This window comes from Pseudomonas sp. FFUP_PS_473 (genome assembly GCF_002858665.1).
Classification (GTDB): domain Bacteria; phylum Pseudomonadota; class Gammaproteobacteria; order Pseudomonadales; family Pseudomonadaceae; genus Aquipseudomonas; species Aquipseudomonas defluvii.
The window spans coordinates 56714-80656 of sequence record NZ_PJQQ01000019.1 but is presented as its reverse complement, the minus strand read 5'-3'; the positions used below and the strand labels follow the sequence as shown (position 1 = coordinate 80656).

Below are 23943 nucleotides of genomic sequence, written 5' to 3'. Positions count from 1 at the left end.
GAGCATCCTGTTGCCTGCCATCGCGCTGCGTGCCGCTCTAACGATTGTGCTCTCTGTGTTGCTACCTGCCGCCTTCGCACAGCCTGTGACCTGGAACGATGATTTTGGTCCCGTCACCTTCAAGCAACCACCACGCCGGGTCATCGTGCTCGACTGGGGGCTTGTGGAGCAACTGCTGGCCATCGGCGTCACTCCCGTAGGGGTCGGCGAACCAGACGGTTATCGTCGCTGGGTATCGACCCCGGCGTTACCGACCAGCGTGGCCGATGTGGGGGCTCGTCGCGAGCCTAATCTGGAAGCCATGAGCCAGTTGCGCCCGGACCTGATCCTGGCAACACCCGAGTACGCCTCGATCCTGCCGCTGTTGAACGCGGTGGCGCCGACCATGCTCCTGGCCACGTTCGATGACAGTGGCCAGCCGTTGCAACGCTCGCGGCAGATCACAACGCTGCTTGGGCGCATGCTCGATCACCAAGCGCAGGCGGATGCCCTGCTCAAGCGAGTCGACAATCACTTCGCCGAAGCCCGGGCCGCGCTCGCCGGGCAAGCCCTGGAACCCTTGTACCTGGTCACCTTTCTTGATGAGCGGCACTTGCGCGTCAACGGTGGGCAAGGCCTTTACCAGGCGGTGCTCGATGAGCTCGGTTTACGTAACGCCTGGCACGGCCCCACCAGTTCCTGGGGGTTTGCGACCATTACCTTGGCGGCACTTGCCACCCCGTCCGATGCACGCCTGGTCCTGTTCGAGCCGTTGCCGGACGCCGCTGCGCTGAATCGCAACCCCATCTGGAAAGCCCTGAGCGCCGTGCGTGAGCAGCGCGTCGACAGCCTTCCTGCCGTATGGCCCTACGGCGGCGTCAGCAGTGCCGAGCGCCTCGCCCTGCTGCTAAAGCAGCGTTTTGCCCCGAGCGCCCAGCCATGATCCTGCGTTACATCAATCGCCACCCCGCACCGCTACTGACCCTGATGCTACTCGCAGCACTTGCCCTGGCAACCGGCAACCTTGCCACGCACCTGCCCCCTGGCCTGTGGTGGCAAGCCGTCAGCGCCCCCCAGACAGAACAACTCGACCAACTGCTGGTGCATTACAGTTGGCTGCCGCGAATGGCCATGGCCTGGTTGTGTGGCGCAACCCTGGCGCTGACCGGCTGCATACTGCAGCAAGCGTTACGCAACCCATTGGCCGAGCCTGCCACCCTTGGCATTGCTTCAGGCGCGCAACTGGCGTTGAGCATGGCCACCCTGTGGGCACCCGGGCTGCTCGTCCATGGCCGCGAATGGCTGGCGCTGTCCGGCGGCGCGGTGGCGCTGCTGCTGGTGTTCGCCCTGGCCTGGCGCAGAGCCTTCAGCCCGTTGGCACTGATCTTGGGCGGCATTCTTGTGTCGTTGTACTTCGGTGCGGTCAATGCCGGGTTGATGATCATCCACGGCCAGGAACTGGGGCCACTGTTCATCTGGGGAGCCGGCTCACTCGTGCAACAGGACTGGCAGCAAGTAGCGTTTTTGCTGCCACGGCTGCTGCCGGCCCTGGGTGTGCTGCTGCTGATTCGTCCGCTGACCCTGCTTGGCCTGGAAGATTCCGGCGCCCGCGCACTGGGCCTTTCACTCAATGGCAGCCGTGTGATTGCCTTGGTGCTGGCCCTGTGGCTCAGCGGCTGCGTGGTGGCCAGCGTCGGCATGATCGGTTTTATTGGCCTTACAGCCCCCAGCCTGTGCAGCATGCTCGGTGCGCGCCGGCTGAAGGATCGACTGTTGTGGTCACCGGTGCTCGGTGCGCTGCTGCTATGGCTCACCGATCTGTTGGTGCAAAGCCTGGAAGGCTTTGACAGCGGCTTCCTGCCCACCGGCGCAGCGACGGCGCTGGTGGGTGCCCCACTGTTGATCTGGCTGGTACAAGGCTTGCGCTTGCGCGGCGATGCGCCGCACTCAAGCGCCCACAGCAGCCGCCCCCGGTATTCAAACCGCATACTGTTGTCAGGCCTGGCGCTGTTGCTGGTCGCCACGGTGATGGTAGCGCTGGCCGTGGGCGATGGCCCGCAAGGCTGGACCTGGAGCCACGGCCCGATGCTTCAGGCGTTGCTGGAATGGCGCACGCCACGGGTGTTCGCCGCACTGGGCTGCGGAGCCTTGCTGGCGCTGGCGGGTTGCCTGATCCAACGCCTCACCGGCAACCCACTGGCAAGCCCGGAACTGCTCGGCATCAGTTCAGGGGCAGCCATGGGCATGTTGCTCGCCTTGATCGCACTGCCCGCTGCCAGCAACGGTACGCTGGTCGGGGCCAGTACCGCAGGCGCCGTGCTCACCTTCGCCGCGTTGCTGGCCTTGAGCCGACGTGACAACTTCTCGCCAACCCAACTGTTGCTGGTGGGGATCGCCGTCGGCGCGTTGTTCGATGCCCTGCTGCAAATACTCCTGGCCAACGGCGACTCACGCGCACAACACATGCTCAACTGGATGGCAGGCTCCACCTACCGCGCCAATGAGCAGACGGCGTGGCTGCTTGGGGGGATGTTGATGCTGTTCGGCGGGCTGTGCCTGATGCTTCATCGCTGGCTGGACATTCTGCCACTGGGTGAGGCCGCAACCCGAGGCTTCGGTGTCAGCCTTCGTGGTAGCCGCCTGGCATTACTGGGCTTGAGTGCGTTGATGACAGCCTGCGCCACGGTGGTCATTGGCCCCTTGAGCTTCATTGGCCTGCTGGCTCCGCACTTGACCCGTATGCTCGGGCTGGTGCGGGCACGGGCACAACTGATGGGCGCCATTCTGCTGGGGGCCTTGGTGATGGTCGCGGCAGACTGGCTGGGGCGCAATGTGCTCTACCCTTACCAGATGCCCGCCGGTTTGCTGGCGGCGCTGATCGCGGGGCCCTACCTGATGCTGCAGTTGTGGCGGCGCTGAGCCGTCGGCTCATTCGACGCTCAGGCCGCGCTCAGCCAAGGCATAGCGCAACAACAGCTCATCGCTGATCAGCGGGCAATCGCTACAGCATTCATAACCGGGTAGCCCGTCACGCAGGCAACACTGGCGGCGCTGGCGGATCTGCAGCGGGCCTTGTGGCCCTGGCATCTGCACATAGCGCACCGGCTCGAACAGCCGGTTGCGCTTGCCGTGCGGCCACTCGCGAACCCTGATCAGCGCCTCGCCATGGGCCAGGATATCGGCCGGAAAACCACGCCTGGCCAACACACCGACAATGCTCTCCACATAGTTGCCGGCGTTGCTCCATAGCACCCGGGGCGACAGCTTGACCACGCGTGCCAGCGCATCGATGAAAGGCTCCAGGTTGCCCTCTATCAAGGGTGCAAATCGCTGCCAGGCATCATCAGGCGCTACCCGCTCACCAGGGTTCGGCAATACCAGGCGGGCAGGCAGCCCTTGCGCATCGATGACCACCTCGATGTCGTCCAGCGTGACGGGCAAGTGCCACCCCAGCACCAGGCTTGACGCCACCACCGCAGGCAGCACGGTCAGGAAATAGTCCTTGGACCATAAGGAGGCCAAGGCGCGCCGGTCGGCACCGGGATACCCCACGGCATACAGGTCCAGGCACTGTTCAAGCTGCTCGGCTTCAACAAAGCGCCGCCCTGACACCACCGGCTGGTCGCCGGCACTCAGGCTCAGGCCTTCGGCGTATACCGCCAGTTCTCCACAAAACAGAGGGGCCAATACATCGATCAAGAGCTGTACATCCGTGTAAGAGGCGGGCTAAAAGTCATTTCAAAAGGCATTACTGTGCCCGGTTTGCAGGCACAACGCCCAGTCGCTGGCGACAATGACGCAGGGCATCACGCAGGAGAAAATTGATCAGGGTCGGCGAGGCGTCCTCACGGCGTGCGGCTTCGCGCTGGGTATGCCCTTGCAGTTGGGTCATTTCAAAAATGCGCCGGGTGCGCTCGGGCAATTCCAACAAGGCGCGGTGCACCTGCTCAAGCATTGCCCGATGGATAACGGCAGCCTCCGGCGAGGGTTTTGAACACAACAGGACATACGCCTGCTCTTCCCCAACGCTGTGGCAGTTCTCCCAGTGCTGACGCCGCAGGCGGTCGATGGACAGGTTGCGCACCATCCGGTAGAGATAACCCAGCGGATGGGCCACAGGCAGACAAACAGGCTGTTCACACAATTTGAGGTAGATATCCTGAGCAACATCTTCTGCCTGATAACGACAGCCCAGTATGGCGTTGGCTCTGTCGATCAATGCCTGGCGATTGTCCAGAAAAGCCATCAGTAGCTCCGGGTTGTTGTTCGTTCCATGAGTCGTCAAAGCGAAACACCTTCAGGTCAATAAGAAGGGGTGAGTCCGATCGCGAATAATGCTATTACAAACCATTATCATTAGCAATTAATGACAAGGTGTTACTACGCCGCGTTCGAGGCGAATCCGCCTGTGCGCTCATGAAGCCAAAACCACGTGCATGGCCCCATCCAGGCACGTGGTTAAGTTGCGTTCAAACCATTCAGGCGCCAGGCAACACCTCAGCCAGGCTGCGCAGGAACGCTGGCTCCCGGACGATTCCGGCATGACTGCCCTCGATCTCCTGCCTGCTTTGCGCCTGCACGCCAATCCCCCGCTCCAATGCGGTCTGCGCAGCCATGGAAACCTCTGCCACTTCGCTTGACCACCAGCACTGCGGTGCCACATCGCAAGGCTTCAATGTGCAGTTAGCCGTCAGACTATTGAGGTGGCGCATCACGGCGAAACCTTGAGCGATATCCCCCTGCTCGATACGCGGCGCATCGCCACGTGATTGTGCGACCGCCCAGGCCAGTACGCCCTCGATCAACTCGGCATCGCTGCAGCCCTCCCGTCGCGCCTCAGCGATACGAGCCTGGACAGCGGACAGCGGCACATCGCCGAACAACTCCACCAGATAACGGGCAAAACCGCTGTCCAGGTCGGCGTGCTGCGCCTCACCCGTCGCAGCACCCACGCCAGGAACGAACGGGTCGACCAACCCGAGGAAGGCTACCGGTTCACCGGCCTCACGCAGCAACCGCGCCATCTCCACGGCGAGGGCGCCTCCCAGGGACCAGCCCAGCAGGTGATACGGCCCCTGCGGTTGAACCCGGCGAATCGCCTGTACATAGTCGTGGGCCATCTGCTCCAGAGAGCTGTCGCGCCAGGTCGGCTCTACAAAACTGCGGCACAACAAACCATCAACCTGCCAGGTCGCTTCCAATGCACGCGCCAGAGGGTAGTAACCAAACAGCGTGCCGCCGCCCGGGTGTACGCAAAACAACCGAGGGGCTCCTGCGCTGGCCTGATTGAGAGGCACACGCGGTGACACCTCAGCAGATGGCCCTTGCACCCGTTGCAACAGCTCACTCAAACGCGGGTACTGCATCAGTTGATCGAGCCGGACCTTCAGGCCCAGTCGGTCTTGCAGTGCAGCGGTCAAGGTCAATGCCAACAGCGAATGGCCTCCGAGGTCGAAGAAGTTATCGTCAAGGCCCACACGCTCTACCTCCAGCACCTGCGCCCAGATACGGGCAACAGCCTGTTCAGTATCAGTCTGCGGCGCCCGGTACTCGCGGCCTGCAGCAGCGTCCGGCTCGGGTAGCGCGCGACGGTCGAGCTTGCCGTTGGCGGTCAGCGGCAAGCTCGCCAACACCACGATCTGTGCCGGGACCATGTACTCCGGCAGCCGTTCGTGCAGGTGGGCCTTGAGCTCGTCCTGAATCGCCGGGTCCGAGCTGGCGACATAACCCACCAGCCGGGGGCCACCGGCCCCTTCCTTGACCAGCACCGCCGCTTCGTTGACCTGCGGATGGCTCTGCAACTGCGCTTCGATTTCACCCAGCTCGATGCGGAAACCACGAATCTTCACCTGCTGGTCGATACGTCCCAGGTATTCCAGGCTGCCGTCGACCCGACGCCGGGCCAGGTCGCCGCTGCGGTACAGACGTTGGCTGGCATCGAACGGGCTGGCGATGAAACGTTCGCTGGTCAGCTCCGGACGGTTCAGGTAGCCACGGGCCAAACCAGCACCGCCGACGTACAGCTCACCGGCAATGCCGACCGGTTGCGGGTTGAGGTTGGCGTCCAGCACGTGCAGGCTGAGGTCGGCCAACGGCCGGCCAATCGGGCTCGGGCCTTTATGAGCAAGGTCTCGCTCGGTGATTTCCCGGTAGGTCACATGCACCGTGGTTTCGGTGATGCCATACATATTGATCAAGCGCGGCTGGCGATCACCGTAGCGCTCGAACCAAGGCCGCAGGCTTTCCAGTTCCAGGGCTTCGCCGCCAAAAATCACGTAACGCAGGCTCAACGGCGCCGTGTTTTTCTGCGCCAGCGGGATCAACTGACGGAACGCCGACGGCGTCTGGTTCAACACCGTCACGCCCTCGTCGACCAGCAACGCCAGGAACTCTTCCGGTGACCGGCTGGTGAAATACGGCACGATCACCAAAGTGCCGCCATGCACTAGGGCGCCAAAGATTTCCCACACCGAGAAATCGAAGGCATAGGAATGGAACAGGGTCCAGACGTCGTCTTGGGTGAAACCGAAATCGCCCTGGGTGGCCTGGAACAGCCGCTCGACGTTGCGCTGGGTCAACTGCGCGCCTTTCGGCTGACCGGTCGAGCCCGAGGTGTAGATCACATAGGCAAGTTGCTCCGGGTCGATGGTCACCTGTGGCGCGCTGCACGGCTCATGGGAAAGGTCCAGGGTATCCAGCGGCAATACCTGTACCGGCAACTGCAAGTCCAGGCTGGACAGGCTGATCACCTGTTGCAGGCCGGAGTCCTCGACCATGTAGGCCAAGCGCTCCGCCGGGTAGTCCGGATCCAGCGGCACATAGGCACCGCCGGCCTTGAGCACGGCCAACAGGGCGACGACCAGTTCCGCTGAACGGGGCAACGCAACGCCGACCAGAACATCGGTGCCCACGCCCAGGCGGATCAGCCGATGGGCCAGTTGGTTGGCACGTTGCTCCAGCTCGGCATAGCAGAGGCTGACGCCCTGATGACGGATCGCCACCGCGTCAGGGCGCAGGGCAGCCTGTTCGGCAATGCGGGACGATACCGGCACGAACGCCGGGAAATGCTGCTGCACTGCGCTCCACTGGGCCAACTGTCGCAACGCCACGGCATCGTTGAGCGGGATACGCCCCAACGCAACCTCGGCATCCTGGGCCATATTCAGCAAGATCTGCCGCAACTGCCCATCCAGGCGCATCAGTGTAGCTTGATCAAAGCATGAACAGTGGTAGCTGTAGCCGATCTCAAGGCGTTCACCGAGGTTGACGGTCAGGGCCAGCGGGTAGTTGGTCATCTCCAACTGTTCCATGGGGCCAAAGCGTGGGCCGCTGTCCGATGCCTGACGCAATGCCGCATCCACCGGGTAGTTCTCGAACACGATCAGCGTATCGAACAGGCCTTGGCCACCCTGCCCGGCCCAGCCCTGTATCGCGTACAGCGGCGTGTGTTCGTGCTCGCGCAGCGCCAGGTTGTCGGCCTGCAGCTTGCGCAAGTAGTCACCCACCGCCTGCCCGGCGTCGAGCCGAACCAGTAGCGGCAAGGTATTGATGAACAGCCCCAGCCAGGATTCGGCGCCCTCCAGCTGTGTCGGACGCCCAGCCACGGTGACACCGGTGCACACGCTCTGCAGGCCGGTATAGCGTTGCAGCAACAGCAACCATGCGCCCTGTACCAAGGTGTTGAGCGTAATCCGCTGGCGCTGGGCGAACGTTTGCAGAGCGGCCGTCTGCTCGACCGTCATTGCCTGTTTCCAGTTGCCCGAGCCCTCGCCGGCTGCAGGCGCGACCATGGTATTGGCCAGCAGGCATGACTCATCGAGCAGGCTCAAGCGCTCACGCCAGAACGCCTCGCTGACGGTTGCATCCTGAGCCTGCAACCACTGGATGTATTGGCGATAACCTCCAGTGACTGGCCGCAGGCTGTGCGGGTCGGCATAGGCCTGCAGCACCTCACCGATCAGTTGGGCGCTACTCCAGCCATCAAGCAGCAAATGATGGCTGGTCCAGATCAGCCGGTAACGTTCGGGCTCGAAACGGATCAGGGTCAAACGTAGTAAAGGCGCCTTGTCCAGCTCAAAGCCACGGGCGTGATCGGCAGATGCGAATTGCTGCAACAACGACTGCACGTCACCCCGGTCACGGTAGTCAAGTACCTGCAATGGCACCGCGACCTGGCGCCGAACCAGTTGCAGCGGTACAGGTAGATCACCGCGCCAGACAAAGCCCGTACGCAAGATGCCATGGCGTGCCAGCGCTATGTGCCAGGCGGCGCGAAAACGCTCGACATCCAGGTTGTCGACGTCCACACAAAGCTGATTCACATAGGTTCCGGCCTCGGGTGCGTACAACGAATGGAACAGCAGGCCCTGCTGCATCGGTGCCAGCGGGTAGATATCCTCAAGTGCATCAGCGCCCAGCGGCAGGCCATCAAGTTGCGACTGGCTCAAACGTACCAGCGGAAAGTCACTCGGCGTCACGCCGCCAGTACCGGCCTCCAGACAATGGTCGAGCAGCGCCTGCAAGGTGTCGCGGTAGTGATCCACCAGCGCTTGCATGCGGGCAGTGCTATGGCGGGAGGTGTCAAAGCGCCAACTCAGGCTCAGTTCGCCGCCATAGACCTGGCCATTGATTTCCAGGCGCCGAGCCGGGCCGGATTGCGCGCCATGCTCACGACCGGCAGACTCAACGGCCGGTTGCAGCAAGCCGCCTTCAGCAAAGCTGCCATCGAACTGGCCGAGGTAGTTGAAGGTGATGTCAGCCCGCGGCAATGCCTGCATCGCGGCCCGGACCTGTGGCGTACCGAGGTAGCGGAGTGCGCCGAAACCGACGCCCTTGTGAGGTAGATTGCGCAGGGCCTCCTTGCAGTCCTTCAGTGTCGTTGCCGGATCGCTGTGAGCGCCAAGGCGCACCGGGTACAGGCTGGTGAACCAACCGACGGTACGGGTCAGGTCGAGGCCATCAAACAACGCCTCGCGGCCATGGCCTTCCAGATCAACCAGCACGCTAGGCTGCCCGCTCCAGGCGCACAAGGTACGGGCCAGGGCCGTCAGCAGCAGTTCGTCAATGCGCGTGCGGTACGCTGTGTTCGCGGTTTTCAGCAACTGGGCGGTGCGGACCTTGTCCAGGGTCAGGGTCAGGCTTTCGATACCGCCGCCAGGGGTACCATCTTCGGGGAACTGATCCACGGGCCCGGCCAACTGCTGTTGCCAGTACGCCACTTCCGTTTGCAGCACCTCGCCGTGGGCAAAGGCCTCCATGTGTTCGGCCCAGTACTTGTAGGCGCTGGTCTTGGCTGGCAACGGTAACCCGGCGTAGGCCTGCTGCAGATCCTCCAGCAGAATGCGCCACGACACGCCATCAACCACCAGGTGATGCACCACCAGCAGCAAGCGGGCCGTACCATCGGCCAGCCGAATATGCACGGCGCGCAGCAGTGGGCCGTCTTGCAGGCTGAGGCTGGCTTGCGCTTCGTCGCAATGGGCGGTGATTTCTGCGGCAGAAGACGCTTGGCGCTCCCACAACACGCCCTGTTCGTTCGGAGCTCGATGGTGTTGAACCCAGCGGCTCCCCTCCTGCTGCCAGCTCAAACGCAACGCGTCATGGTGCGCCACCAAGGCCTGCAAGGCGCGGTTCAGCGCCTGGCTGTCCAGCGGTTGCGCAGCCTTGAGCAGCACCGACTGATTCCAGTGGTGCCGCTGAGGAATCGACTGTTCAAAGAACCAGGCCTGAATCGGCGTCAGCGGTACCGCGCCACTGACCGGGCCCTGGTCAATGGCCAACCCACCTTCCAGCGGTTTGGCCGCACGCGCCAGGGCTTGCAGGGTCTGGTGTTGGAACAGGTCTTTGGGGGTCAGCGCCAAACCGGCCTGCCGCGCACGACTAACCACCTGGATCGAGACGATGGAGTCGCCACCCAACTCAAAGAAGTTGTCGTGCAGCCCGACCTGTTCCAGCCCCAGCACCTGTTGCCAGATCACGGCCAGTGCAAGTTCTTCCGGCGTGCTTGGCGCCTGATAAACCTGGCTTTCCCACACTGGCTCCGGCAGGGCCTTGCGGTCCACCTTGCCATTGGGAGTCAACGGGAAGCGTTCCAGCACCAGGATCTTGCTCGGCACCATGTAGTCCGGCAACGCATCCTTGAGCTGTGCTTTAAGTTCATCGCCCAAGCCTTCATCGCGGCTCGACACCACGTAACCCACCAGGCGTTTGTCGCGCAGCAGCACCACCGCCTCACCGACGTCGGCATGGGCCTGCAGCCGCGCTTCGATTTCACCCAGTTCGATGCGGTAGCCGCGCAGCTTGACCTGTTGGTCGATACGCCCCAGGTATTCCAGATTGCCGTCGGCCAGCCAGCGTACGCGGTCACCGGAGCGGTACAGCCGACCACCGGTGGTGGAGAACGGGTCCGGCACAAAGCGCTCGGCGGTCAGGTCTGGGCGCTGGTGATAACCACGGGCCAGCCCTTCGCCGCCAATGTACAGCTCGCCCGCCACACCCGGTGGCAACAGGTTAAGGTCGGCATCGAGCACGTACAGGGTGCGGTTGCCGACAGCACGGCCGATGGGGGCATAGGGTGTTTCGCACGGTACATTGCCGTCTGCCCGCCACAAGGTCGGGGTGACGATGGTTTCCGTCGGCCCGTAACCGTTGATGATGCGCGGCGCTTTCAGGCCACGGCGCAGCAGCTCGAAGGTCTCCCGCGACACCGCTTCGCCGCCAATGGTGCAGGAGCGCAGCCGCAACGGCTGCGGATGCGCCAAGGCCCACTCGGCCAGTTGATGGGCATAGCTGGTGGGGAAATAGGCCACGGTGATGCCTTCGTCCACCAGCGTCTGGTAGCTCTGCTCTGCCGAGATCAGCCCCGGGCCACGCAATACCAGCCGGGCACCGAACATCATCGGCGACAGCCACTGCTCCACCGCGCCGTCAAAACTGATCGAGGCAAAATGCAGGGCAATGTCGTCGGCGCTCATGCCGTACAGCTCTGCGGCGGCGCGGCAGTGCATACTCAGGGCACCGTGCTCGACGGTCACGCCCTTGGGTTGGCCGGTCGAGCCAGAGGTGTAGATCATGTAGGCGCGTTGCTGCGGGACGACCGTTAGTAATGGCGCCTGTGTTGGCACGGAGCTCAGGTCCAGCTGGTCCAGGGCCACGACTTCGACGCCTTCCGGCCACTCCAGTGCCAGCGCGGCATCGCTCAGCACCCACTTCAGGTCCGCGTCCTTGGCCATGTAGGCCAGGCGCTCGGCCGGGTACTCCGGGTCCAGCGGCACGTAGGCGCCCCCGGCCTTGAGGATCGCCAACGGGGCGAGAATCAGTTCCAGCGAACGGTCCAGCGCGACGCCAACCAGGGTTTCCCGGCCCACGCCCAGCGCGATCAAGCGATGGGCCAGCTGGTTGGCACGCTGTTCCAGCTCAGCGAAGGTCAGCGAGCGATCGCCACACACCAGCGCCACGGCGTCGGGACGCAAGGCGGCTTGCTGGCTGATGGCTTCATGCACCAGCGGCAGGTGTGGCGTAACCTCCGCTGGCTGGCTCCAGGTGTGCAGTTGGCGATGCTCGTCATCGGTCAACCAGCCCAATGCCAGCAGCGGTTGTTGCGGTTGCTCCATCACTTGACGCAGCACCGCCTCAAAACGCTGAGCAAAGCGCTCGATACTGGCAGGCAGGAACACATCCACGGCATAGGTGAAGGACAGCACAATACGCCCGCTATCGTCTTCGCTGCTGTCCAGCCCCAGGTCAAACTGAGCAGCGGTTTCCACCTGATCCAAGGCGTCCAGGGTCAGCCCCGGCAGGTGAGCCAATGCGCCAAAGCGCTGCCGCTGATGGTTGAACAGTACCTGGAACAACGGGTTGTGGCTCAGGCTGCGTTCTGGATGCAACGCCTCAACCAATTGTTCGAAGGGCAGGTCCTGATTGGCCTGGGCGCCTAGGGCCCGTTCGCGTACCTGCTCCAACAGGTCGGCAAAGCCGGCGTGGCTATCGACCACGCAGCGCAGTACCTGGGTGTTGACGAACAGACCGATCAACCCTTCGATTTCCAGCCGATTGCGGTTGGCCGTCGGCACGCCGATACGCAGGTCACACTGGCCACTGGCCCTGTGCAGGCAGACGGCAAAGGTCGCCAGCAGTACCTGGAAGGTCGTCGAGCCCTGTGCCTGAGCGAACTGGCGCAGGCGTTGACCGAAGGCTTCGTCAAGTACACGCCGCTGCTGGGCACCGCGATAGCTTTGCACCGCCGGGCGCGGGAAGTCCCCCGGTAGCTCCAGCACCGCTGAGGTATCCCCCAACTGAGCCGTCCAGTACTCGAGCTGGCGTTGCAGCTCGCCGGCTTCGAGCCACTCGCGCTGCCATTGCGCATAGTCGGCGTACTGCACCGGCAACCCCGGAAGGTCCAGCGCATGGCCTTGAACGCAAGCACTGTAGGCGGCAGCAAACTCATCCACCAACACATTCATAGACCAGCCATCGGCAATGATGTGGTGCAAGGTCAACAGCAGCGCGTACTCGTCATCGGCCAAGGTCAACAGGGTGACCCGAAGCAACGGACCGTTAGCCAGGTCGAAGGGTTGCAAGGCTTCGGCTTCAACGGCGGCAGCCAGGGCTTCCGGGCCCTGCCCGCGCAAATCAATCGACCTGATGGCCAGGGGCGTCGGCGCATCAATCACCTGCCGTGGCTGTGCATCGGCATCTGCGATAAAACGGGTGCGCAGGCTTTCGTGACGCACCACTAGCCCATCGAAAGCGTTCTGCAGCGCATTTCGATCGAGTTGACCACGCAGGCGCAGCGCGCCCGGAATGTTGTAGGCACTGTTGGCCGGCGCCAGTTGCGTGAGAAACCACAACCGTTGTTGAGCATAAGACAAGGCCAGTGGCAGGGTGCGATCAGCCGGGCTGATAGGCATCTGCGCAAACAGGTCGATACCTTTCTTCTTCAAGAGTGCGGCCAGTGCCTTGCGTTTTTCAGGGGCAAGGTCTTTCAAGGATGCGATCAGGCTTTGCATAAATTCAGTTCTGTCCTATTCCGCCAGCAGGGCTTCAAGTTCTTCAGTCGAAAGACCGTCGAGTTCCGCCAATGCCGCATGGATATCGTCTTGCAGTTCTTGGCGCGCAGCCTCGGCGTAAGGGCGCAATGCCTCGACATAACGGGCGAAGGCCTCAAGCTGTGGGTGTTCGAACAGCTCGCGCACGCCAACGTCGAGATCGAACTCACGCTTGAGGCGTGAAACGGTCTGTACCGCCAGCAAGGAATGCCCGCCCCGTTCGAAAAAGTGGTCATCAAGGCCCACACGTTCCACGTCCAGTACCTGCGCCCAGATACGGGCGATGGCTTGTTCGGTGTCAGTCTGCGGCGCCCGGTACTCGCGGCCTGCTGCAGCGTCCGGCTCAGGTAGCGCGCGGCGGTCGAGCTTGCCGTTGGCGGTCAGTGGCAAGCTCGCCAACACCACGATCTGTGCCGGGACCATGTATTCCGGCAGCCGTTCATGCAGGTGGGCCTTGAGCTCGTCCTGAATCGCCCGGTCCGGGCTGGCGACATAGCCCACCAGCCGGGGGCCACCGGCCCCGTCCTTCACCAGAACCGCCGCTTCGCTGACCTGCGGGTGGCTTTGCAACTGCGCTTCGATTTCACCCAATTCGATGCGGAAACCACGGATTTTCACCTGCTGGTCGATACGGCCGAGGTATTCCAGGCTGCCGTCGACCCGGCGTCGGGCCAGGTCGCCGCTGCGATACATGCGTTGGCTGGCATCGAACGGGCTGGCGATGAAACGTTCGCTGGTCAGCTCCGGGCGGTTCAGGTAGCCACGGGCCAAACCAGCACCGCCGACGTACAGCTCACCGGCAATGCCGACCGGTTGCGGGTTGAGGTTGGCGTCCAGCACGTGCAGGCTGAGGTCGGCCAACGGTCGGCCAATCGGGCTCGGGCCCTTATGTGAAAGGTCTTGCCCGGTGATTTCCCGGTAGGTCACATGCACCGTGGTTTCGGTAATGCCGTACATGTTGATCAGCCGTGGCTGGCGATCACCGTAGCGCTCGAACCACGGCCGCAGGCTTTCCAGTTCCAGGGCTTCGCCGCCAAAGATCACGTAACGCAGGCTCAACGGCGCCGTGTTTTTCTGCGCCAGCGGGATCAACTGACGGAACGCCGACGGCGTCTGGTTCAGCACCGTCACGCCCTCTTCGCTCAGGAGCTTGAGGAAGTCTTCCGGTGAACGGCTGGTGAAATACGGCACGATCACCAAAGAACCGCCGTGCACCAGGGCGCCAAAGATTTCCCACACCGAGAAGTCGAAGGCATAGGAATGGAACAGTGTCCAGACGTCGTCTTGGTTGAAACCAAACTCACCCTGGGTGGCCTGGAACAGGCGTTCGACGTTGCGCTGGGTTAACTGCGCGCCTTTCGGCTGGCCGGTCGAGCCCGAGGTGTAGATCACATAGGCCAGTTGTTCCGGGTCGATAGTCACCTGTGGTGCGCTCGACGATTCTGCAGAAAGGTCCAGGGTATCGAGCGCCAACACCTGTACCGGCAACTGCAAGTCCAGGCTGGACAGGCTGATCACCTGTTGCAGGCCGGAATCCTCGACCATGTAGGCCAAGCGCTCCACCGGGTAGTCCGGATCCAGCGGCACGTAGGCACCGCCAGCCTTGAGCACGGCCAACAGGGCGACGATCAGTTCCGCTGAACGAGGCAAGGCCACGCCGACCAGTACATCGCTGCCCACGCCCAGGCGTATCAGCCGATGGGCCAGTTGGTTCGCGCGCTGCTCCAGCTCGGCGTAGCAGACACTGACGCCCTGATGACGGATCGCCACGGCGTCAGGGCGCAACGCCGCCTGCGCGGCAATACGGGACGATACCGGCACGAACGCCGGGAAATGCTGCTGCACTGCGCTCCAGTGCACCAGTTGTTGACGCGCGGTGACATCATTCAGTTCCAGCCGCCCAAGCGGTTGCGCGGCATCACGGGCCATACCGAGCATCAAGCAGCACAGTTGTGCCATCAGTTGCTGCACGGTTGTATCATCGAATGCCGCACGGTCATGGCTACAGGAAAGCGCCAACGCTTCACCCAGGTTAACGGTCAGGGCCAATGGGTAGTTGGTCATCTCCAATTGATCGACAGGGCCGAACTGCAGGGCCTGGTCCTGATGCTGGCGCAACGCCTGATCCACCGGGTAGTTTTCGAACACCACCAGCGTATCGAACTGCGCTTGCCCGCCTTGCCCGGCCCAGCCCTGTATCGCGTACAGCGGCGTGTGTTCATGCTCGCGCATGGCCAGGTTGTCGGTTTGCAGGGCGCGCAAGTAGTCGCCCACCGCCTGTTCGGCGAGCGGCTGCTGAATGACCGGCAATGTGTTGATGAACAGGCCCAGCCAGGACTCGACCCCTTCCAGCTGCGTGGGGCGACCCGCTACGGTGACGCCGGCGCACACATGCTCAAGACCGGTGTAGCGCTGCAGCAAGAGCAACCATGCGCCCTGTACCAAGGTGTTGAGCGTGATCCGCTGGCGCTGTGCAAATTCGCGCAGACGATGTGTTTCGTCTTTGGTCAGCACCCGTGCGCATGCGCCATAACCGCTTTCCTGGCTCTGGGAGACAGCACTGGCCAACAGGCACGGTTCGTCCAGTGGCGCCAGACGAGCACGCCAAAAGTGCTCGCTGGCCTCAACATTCTGCTCTTGGAGCCAGTCGATGTAGTCACGGAAACCGCCTTTGACCGGTTTCAGTGCCAAGGGATCCGCGTAGTGGCGAAGTACCTCGCCAATCAGTTGGGCGTTGCTCCAGCCATCGAGTAACAGGTGATGGCTGGTCCAGATCAGTCGATGACGCTGATCGCTAACGCGCACCAGGCACAAGCGCAGCAAGGGTGCGTGCTGCAAATCGAAGCCACGGGTGTGCTCTTCGCGTGCCACCTGTGCCAGGGCCTTTTCCTCAACGGCGCGTTCACGCCAGTCGAGCACCTGCATCGGCACCTGTAACTGACGATGAACCACTTGTACCGGCGCAGGCAGGTCTTGCCAGGCAAAGCCCGTGCGCAGGATCGCGTGACGCTCCAGTGCAGCCTGCCAGGCGGCGCGGAAACGCTCGACATCCAGGCCGTCGATATCAACACACAGTTGGTTGATGTAGGTACCGGCGTGCGGTGCGAACAATGAGTGGAACAACAGCCCTTGCTGCATAGGCGACAGCGGGTAGATGTCTTCAATTTCACGTGGTGGGACGGCCAGTCCATCGAGTTGCGCCTGGGTCAGTTGCGCCAGTGGAAAATCACTGGGCGTCACACCGTAGGCCATTGGGCTCATGCAGTGATCAAGCACGCGGATGAGTTCGCGCAGGTAATCGTCCAACAGCACCTGTAACCGGGCACGACTGAAACGGGCAGCGTCAAAGCGCCAACTCAAGCGCAACTCGCCGGCATACACCTGGCAGTTGATTTCCAGCGCAGCCAATGCGGGCGTACCTGCCCCCTGCTCCACCCCTGCCGATTCACTGGCGGGGTGCAGCAGGTCATCGGCGCCGAAGCTGGTGTCGAACTGCCCCAGGTAGTTGAAGGTGACCTGTGCCGCAGGCAACTCATGCAACTGCTCGGCCCTTGCCAAGTAACGCAGGGCACCATAACCAACACCTTTATGCGGCACCTGACGCAGGGTCTCTTTGGTCGCCTTCAGCGTCGTCGCCAGATCGCTGTGAGCGCCAAGGCGCACCGGGTACAGGCTGGTGAACCAACCAACGGTACGGGTCAGGTCGAGGTCCGCGAACAACGCCTCGCGGCCATGCCCTTCCAGATCGACCAGCACGCTGGGCTGCCCGCTCCAGGCGCACAAGGTACGGGCCAGGGCCGTAAGCAGCAGTTCGTCAATGCGTGTGCGGTACGCCGCGTTCGCGGTTTTCAGCAACTGGGCGGTGCGGGCCTTGTCCAGGGTCAGGGTCAGGCTTTCGATACCGCCGCCAGGGGTGCCATCTTCCGGGAACTGATCCACGGGCCCGGCCAACTGCCGTTGCCAGTACGCCACTTCCGTTTGCAGCACCTCGCCGTGGGCAAAGGCTTCCATGTGTTCGGCCCAGTGCTTGTAGGCGCTGGTCTTGGCTGGCAACGGTAACCCGGCGTAGGCCTGTTGCAGATCCTCCAGCAGAATGCGCCACGACACGCCATCAACCACCAGGTGATGCACCACCAGCAGCAAGCGTGCCGTCCCATCGGCCAGCCGAATATGCACGGCACGCAGCAGTGGGCCGTCTTGCAGGCTCAGGCTGGCTTGCGCTTCGTCGCAATGGGCGGTGATTTCTGCGGCAGAAGCCGCTTCGCGCTCCCACAACACGCCCTGCTCGTTGTGGGCTCGATGGTGTTGAACCCAGCTGCTCCCCTGCTGCTGCCAGCTCAAACGCAACGCGTCATGGTGCGCCACCAAGGCCTGCAAGGCGCGGTTCAGCGCCTGGCTGTCCAACGGTTGCGCGGCCTTGAGCAGCACCGACTGGTTCCAGTGGTGCCGCTGAGGAATCGGCTGTTCAAAGAACCAGGCCTGGATCGGCGTCAGCGGCACCGCGCCACTGACCGGGCCCTGATCAATGGCCAACCCGCCCTCCAGCGGTTTGGCCGCACGCGCCAGGGCTTGCAGGGTCTGGTGTTGGAACAGGTCTTTGGGCGTCAGCGCCAAACCGGCCTGCCGCGCACGGCTGACCACCTGGATCGAAACGATAGAGTCGCCACCCAGCTCAAAGAAGTTGTCGTGCAGCCCGACCTGTTCCAGCCCCAACACCTGTTGCCAGATCGCAGCCAGTGCACGTTCTTCCGGCGTGCTTGGCGCCTGATAAACCTGGCTTTCCCACACTGGCTCCGGCAGGGCCTTGCGGTCCACCTTGCCATTGGGAGTCAACGGGAAGCGTTCCAGAATCAGGATCTTGCTCGGCACCATGTAGTCCGGCAGTTGCTGCCTCAATTCAGCGAGCAAGGTTTCAGCCAGGCTTTCATCCGCAGCAGCGACCACATAACCCAGCAGATGCTTGCCATTGACCACTACCAACGCTTCGCGAACCGCAGCATGGGCCAGCAGGCAGGCTTCGATTTCACCCAGTTCGATGCGGTAACCGCGCAACTTGATCTGCTGGTCGATACGGCCCAGGTACTCCAGTTGCCCGTCATCACGACGGCACACACGGTCACCTGTACGGTACAGACGGCCACCGGTGTTCGAGAGCGGGTCGGGGATAAAACGTTCGGCGGTCAGGTCCGGGCGCTGGTAGTAACCTCGCGCGAGCCCTTCGCCCCCTATATACAACTCGCCGATCACGCCCGTCGGAACCGGGTTGAGGTCGGCATCGAGAATATGCGCCTGACGCGCCCCGACCACCTCACCCAATGGCGCATAGGCGCGCGTTGACGGCCGACCATCGGCCTGCCAGAGCATCGGCGTGATGACGCATTCGGTCGGGCCGTAGCCGTTGATCAACTGGCAACCCAGCGTCTGCTGGAGCAGGCTCAGGATTTGCGTTGGCACCGCTTCACCACCCAAGGTGCAGAGGCGAACCGCCAGCTTCCGCGGTTCACTGCGCAGGGTGTCGCCCAACTGCTGGGCATAGGACGGCGGCAGATCAAGCAGGCTGACCCGCTCGCTGTCCAGCACCTGCAACAAACGCTCGATGCCCCATACATCCTGCCCGCGCATCACCACCCGTGCCCCGGCGGCCAACGGCAGCAACCACTGCTCGGCAGCGGCATCGAAGCCCAGCGAGGCGAACAGCAACATCGCATCATCCGGCGTCACCTGATAGATACCCTGCATCGCCGCCAAGTGACCGGCCAATGCACCATGGCTGACAGCCACGGACTTGGGCTTGCCGCTGGAGCCGGAGGTATAGATCAGGTAGGCCAACTGCCCGGAATGCACCGTGACCTGGGGTTGGCTGTTGGATTCATGTTGCAGGTCCATCCGGTCCAGCACGTAGGCGCCAATACCCGTCGGCAGGCTCATCTCGGTCAGCGCTTCAGCCAGCACCCACTCAAGACCGGCTTCATGGGCCATAAGGGTCAGGCGCTCGACCGGCAATTCAGGGTCCAGCGGCAGGTAGGCAGCGCCGGCCTTGAGCACGGCCAGCATGGCGATCAACGCGCGTGGCGTGCGCTGCAGCAACACGCCCACGGGCTGCTCCGGCTGCAGCCCGTCACGGAGCAAGCGCTGAGCCAACTGGTTGCTGTGCGCATCCAGTTCAGCAAAGCTCATGTGCAAGCGTTTACCGTGCTCATCCCAGACCAGTGCCACCGCATCCGGCCGCTCAACCGCGTGTTGCGCGATGCGCTGATGAATGGGCAGTGCACCGCTGTAGCGGCTGGCGACTGCCGGTAGCTGACGCTCGGCGGGCAATAGCAGATCCAGGCCTGCCAGCGGTGCGCGAGGCTGGGCCAGCAGTTGCCCAAGCAAGCGCTCGAAGCGCTCAGCAAGGCGGGCAATGCTCCGCGCTTCAAACAGTTCGACGGCGTAGGTAAAACTCAACTGCAATGAACCGTCCGCCGCTTCCAGGCTGTCCAGAATCAGTTCAAATTGCGCGTTACCCACGCTGTTAGGCAGTACTTCGGCGCTCAAGCCTGGCAACTGCCGTAAACCCTGTGCGGTTTCACGCTGATGGTTGAACATCACCTGGAACAACGGCGTACGGCTCAGGCTGCGCTCCGGTTGCAGCGCGTCCACCAGCCGCTCAAAGGGCACGTCCTGGTTCGCCTGGGCTTCAAGGCCAAGGGCATTGACCTGCTGCAGCAGTTGCGCGAAGCCCTCGCGCCCATCGACCTGAATACGCAGCACCTGGGTGTTGACGAAAAAGCCGATCAGGCCTTCGAGTTCCAACCGGTTACGGTTGGCTTGAGGAATACCGATGCGCAGGTCACGCTGGCCACTGTGCCGATACAGCAGCCAGGCATAGGACGCCAGGAGCAGCTGAAACAGCGATGCCCCGTGCTGCCCGGCCAATGCGCGCAAGCGTGTGCCGAAGGCGGCTGGCAAGGTCAGTACATGCTTGGCACCGCGCAGACTCGGCATTGCCGGGCGCGGATGGTCCAGCGGCAACTCCAGCAACGGCTGCTCGCCGCCCAGCCTGTCACACCAGTAGGCCAGTTGTTCGGCGACCTGTGGGCCGTCCAGCCGCTGCTGTTGCCACAGCGCGTAGTCGGCATACTGCAGAGAAAGCGCAGGCAAACGCGCGGCGCGGCGCTCCTTGGCGGCGCGATACAGTTCGGCAAACTCCTCGATCACAATGCCCATCGAGGCACCGTCGGTGATGATGTGATGCAGGGTCACCAGCAACACCCAGCGGTCGTCCGCACGTTCCAGCAGGGTCACGCGCAACAATGGCCCATTGCCCAGATCAAACGGGCGCAAGGCTTCACGCCGGGCTTCTTCGAGTACGGCGGTGAACGACTGCCCATGCATCGGTACACGGGTGATGGAAATGGGTCGAGGCTCATCAATCAGCTGCTGCGGTTGGCCAGCGGCGTCGAGCGCAAAGCGTGTGCGCAGGCTTTCATGACGCGCCACCAGCGCGTCGAACGCCTGCTGCAGCGCCTGATGATCAAGCGTGCCCTGCAGTTGCAGCGCAGCCGGAATGTTGTAGGCCGCGCTATCAGGCTCCATCTGCGCGAGGAACCACAGGCGTTGCTGTGCGGCCGATAACGGCAACACCGATGGCCGAGGTGCAACCCTTAACGGTGCCTGCGCCGCAACCTGTTCAGGCAACTGTGCGACAGCGCTGGCAAAGCCGGAAAGGTCAGCGGCTTCAAACAGGCAGCGCAACGGCACTTCACGCTTGAGTTGTCGACGAATGCGGCTGATCACCTGGGTTGCCAACAGCGAATGGCCACCCAGCTCAAAGAAATTGTCGTCCAGCCCTACCCGTTCAACACCCAGCACCTGCGCCCAGATCCCGGCCAGGCTGATCGCAGGCTCGCTGTCGGCGGCTCGCCATGCGCGGGCCTGCCATACCGGCTCAGGCAAGGCCAGCCGGTCGATCTTGCCATTGGGTGTCAGCGGCAGTTGCTCCAGCACCACGATCTGCGCGGGCACCATGTACTCGGGCAGACTGCGACGCAGTTCGGCTTTAAGGGTTTCGGCCAGCGTTTCCCCCGCTGAGGCCGCGACATAACCGACCAGGCGCGTGCCAGCGGCGGCTTCTCGGGCCAGCACCACGGCAGCACGCACCTCGGCGTTGGCCAGCAGTTGCGCTTCGATTTCACCCAATTCAATGCGGAAGCCGCGAACCTTGACCTGATGGTCGATACGTCCGAGGTACTCCAGGACGCCATCGCGCCGCCAGCGCACCAGATCGCCTGTGCGGTACAAACGCGCCCCCGGCTCACCGAACGGGTCTGGCACAAAGCGCTCGGCGGTCAGGTCCGGGCGTTGATGGTAACCACGGGCCAGGCCTGCGCCGCCGATGTACAACTCTCCGGTGATGCCGACTGCAACCGGCTCAAGACGCGCATCGAGTACATAGGTCGAGGTCGCGGCGATGGGCCGGCCAATGGGTTGGTTCGCCGGGCTGACGGCGCGCATGGCTTGCGCGGTGGACCAGATGGTGGTCTCGGTGGGACCGTACAGGTTCCATAGCCGGGCACCGTTACTGCCCAGCGCTTCGGCCAGATCGCGCGGCAAGGCCTCTCCCCCGCAGATCAGGGTGTGCCGCGATGACGGCTGCCACCCGCTCTCCAGCAGGATGCGCCATGTCGCCGGGGTTGCCTGCATGACGTCGGCCTTTTCCAGCGCGGCTTGCAGCGCCAGGCCATCGCGGGCCTGTTCGGCACTGGCCAGCAGCACGCAGGCGCCACGCGTCAGCGGCAGGTACAGTTCCAACGCGGCGATATCGAACGACAGCGAGGTCACCGCCAGCCAGGACTGATCGGCAGCGATGCCCGGAGCCTCGGCCATCGATTGCAGGAAGTTGCTCAATGCGCCATGACGGACCATCACCCCCTTGGGTTTGCCGGTGGAGCCCGAGGTGTAGATGACGTACGCCAACTGCTCCTCAGCCACGGCAATGTTCGGGGCCGTGCTCGGCTCTGCGCCAAGGTCCAGTGTGTCCAGATGCAAGGCCTGGATCCCTTGCGCCACGTTCAGGCGATCTGCGACCACGGTGCTGGTCAATAGCAGCTCCAGGCCCGAATCTTCGATCATGTAGGCCAGGCGCCCCGCCGGGAACTCCGGGTCCAGCGGCACATAGGCCGCACCGGCCTTGAGCACGGCGAGTAACGCCACTAGCAGATGGGGTGAACGCTCCAGCGAGACCCCCACCCGCGCATCGGGGCCAACGCCCAGCGCCAGCAGCCGATGCGCCAGACGATTGGCCCGTTGCTCCAACTCGACAAAGCTCAGGGTTGTGCCCTCGGCAACCAGCGCAGGTGCATCCCCCTGGCGTGCGGCGCAGGTTTCAATCAGGCGGTGCACCGCTGTCAGTTCCGGGAAGCTGCGGGTGTTATTGGCCAAGGCCACGATGCTGCGACGCTCGTCCTCGTCGAGCAATGGCACTGCGTCCAGTGCACAATCCGGGGTCTGCGGCAGCACCTGCAACAGGCGCAGGAAGTGTCGCGCGAGCTGCTCAATACTGGCCGCGTCAAACAGGTCAGTGGCGTAGCCGAAGGTCAGCCGCAAGACGCCAGCGCTGTCCTCCTCACTGTCCAGGTTGAGGTCGAACTGCGCGTTACGGCTTTCACGCTCGAACGGCTCGACACGCAGCCCCGGTAACCGAGCCAGGGCATCAAGGTCACGACGCTGATGGTTGAACATCACCTGGAACAGCGGGTTGTGGCTCAAGCTGCGCTCAGGTTGCAACGCTTCGACCAGTTGCTCAAACGGCAGGTCTTGATGTGCCTGTGCCCCAAGGGCGGCTTGCTTGACCTGTTCAAGCAAGTGGGCGAAGCCCTGTTCGCCGTCCACGTCACTGCGCAACACCTGGGTGTTGACGAAGAAACCGATCAACCCTTCACATTCCAGGCGCTGACGGTTGGCGATAGGCACGCCAATACGCAGGTCCCGCTGACCACTGTAGCGATACAACAGGACCTGAAACGCCCCGAGCAGCACCTGAAACAGCGTACAGCCGTGACGCTGGGCAAACTGACGCAGTTCATCGCTGAGCGCGGCCGGTACGACCAGCGCATGTTTGCTGCCACGGTAATCGCGCACTGCCGGGCGTGGGTGGTCGGCGGGCAGTTCGAGCATCGGCTGACGCTCACCCAGTTGTTGCCGCCAGTAGGCCAGTTGGCGATCCTGCTCCCCCGCTTCCAGCCAACTGCGCTGCCACAACGCGTAGTCACGGTACTGGATCGTCAAGGCCGGGAGCTCAGGCTCGCTGCCGGCGCTGAACGCCGCATAGGCCTTGGCGAACTCGTCGATCAGTACCTTCATTGACCAGCCATCGGCGATGATGTGGTGCAGGGTTACCAACAGCACATGCTCGTCATCGGCCAGACGCAGCAGGCCAACCCGCAGCAACGCGTCGTGTTGAAGGTCGAACGGCGTCAGGGCCTCGAGCGTGGCCGCGCCTCGCGCAGCGCCTTCACGTTTAGCGGCCGGCAAATCGCACAGGTCCTGCTCGCGGATGTCCAGCGCTTGCTGGTTCAGCACGATCAACTGTGGCTGATCATCGTGACCACGCTGAATACGGCTGCGCAGTGTTTCATGACGCGCAACGATCCGCTCGAACGCACGCTGCAGGGCGGCACGGTCCAGTGTGCCGCTCAGGCGCAGCGAACCGGCGATGTTGTAGGCACTGCTCTGCGGCATCAATTGTGCGAGGAACCACAGGCGTTGCTGCGCGTATGACAGTACCCCACTGTGGGCACCGATCCCCGCAGGGATCGGCAGCAAGTTGAGGTTAAGGTTCTGTTCCCCCAAGCGTTGGAAAAACACCCGACGTTTCTCACCGGGCAGCGCCATGAAGCGCTGTGCCAGTTCTAGCGCGACAGTCTGGTCAAGCATG

The 23943-nt window shown here is 63.1% G+C and carries 6 protein-coding genes; 2 read left to right on the top strand and 4 right to left on the bottom strand.

Annotated features, from left to right (window positions below; all coding sequences use genetic code 11):
- The first annotated feature begins 10 nt into the window (after window positions 1–10).
- The gene (locus CYD26_RS14760; RefSeq protein WP_158240130.1) at window positions 11–922 is read left to right on the top strand and encodes an ABC transporter substrate-binding protein; all 912 of its coding nucleotides are present in this window, start codon (window positions 11–13) and stop codon (window positions 920–922) included.
- Window positions 919–2898 carry a Fe(3+)-hydroxamate ABC transporter permease FhuB gene (gene fhuB / locus CYD26_RS14755; RefSeq protein WP_102052939.1) on the top strand — a complete coding sequence of 660 codons (1980 nt, stop codon included), beginning with the start codon at window positions 919–921 and terminating at the stop codon, window positions 2896–2898. Before CYD26_RS14760 ends, fhuB begins: the two co-directional genes overlap by 4 nt.
- 9 nt (window positions 2899–2907) lie before the next feature.
- Here fhuB and fhuF read toward each other — a convergent pair whose 3' ends face one another.
- The 4 genes from fhuF to CYD26_RS14735 all read right to left on the bottom strand — a co-directional run bounded on the left by fhuF (window position 2908) and on the right by CYD26_RS14735 (window position 23942).
- Window positions 2908–3678, bottom strand: a complete 771-nt coding sequence (gene fhuF / locus CYD26_RS14750; RefSeq protein ID WP_102052938.1) for a siderophore-iron reductase FhuF — start codon at window positions 3676–3678, stop codon at window positions 2908–2910.
- Window positions 3679–3727: 49 nt separating this feature from the next.
- Window positions 3728–4225: a sigma-70 family RNA polymerase sigma factor gene (locus CYD26_RS14745; RefSeq protein WP_065761045.1), complete on the bottom strand. Its 498-nt coding sequence runs from the start codon at window positions 4223–4225 to the stop codon at window positions 3728–3730.
- 232 nt (window positions 4226–4457) lie between these two features.
- Window positions 4458–12986, bottom strand: coding sequence for a non-ribosomal peptide synthetase (locus tag CYD26_RS14740; RefSeq protein ID WP_102052937.1), 8529 nt, complete (start codon window positions 12984–12986; stop codon window positions 4458–4460).
- Between the two features lie 15 nt (window positions 12987–13001).
- Window positions 13002–23942: a non-ribosomal peptide synthetase gene (locus CYD26_RS14735; RefSeq protein ID WP_102052936.1), complete on the bottom strand. Its 10941-nt coding sequence runs from the start codon at window positions 23940–23942 to the stop codon at window positions 13002–13004.
- Window position 23943 lies beyond the last annotated feature (1 nt).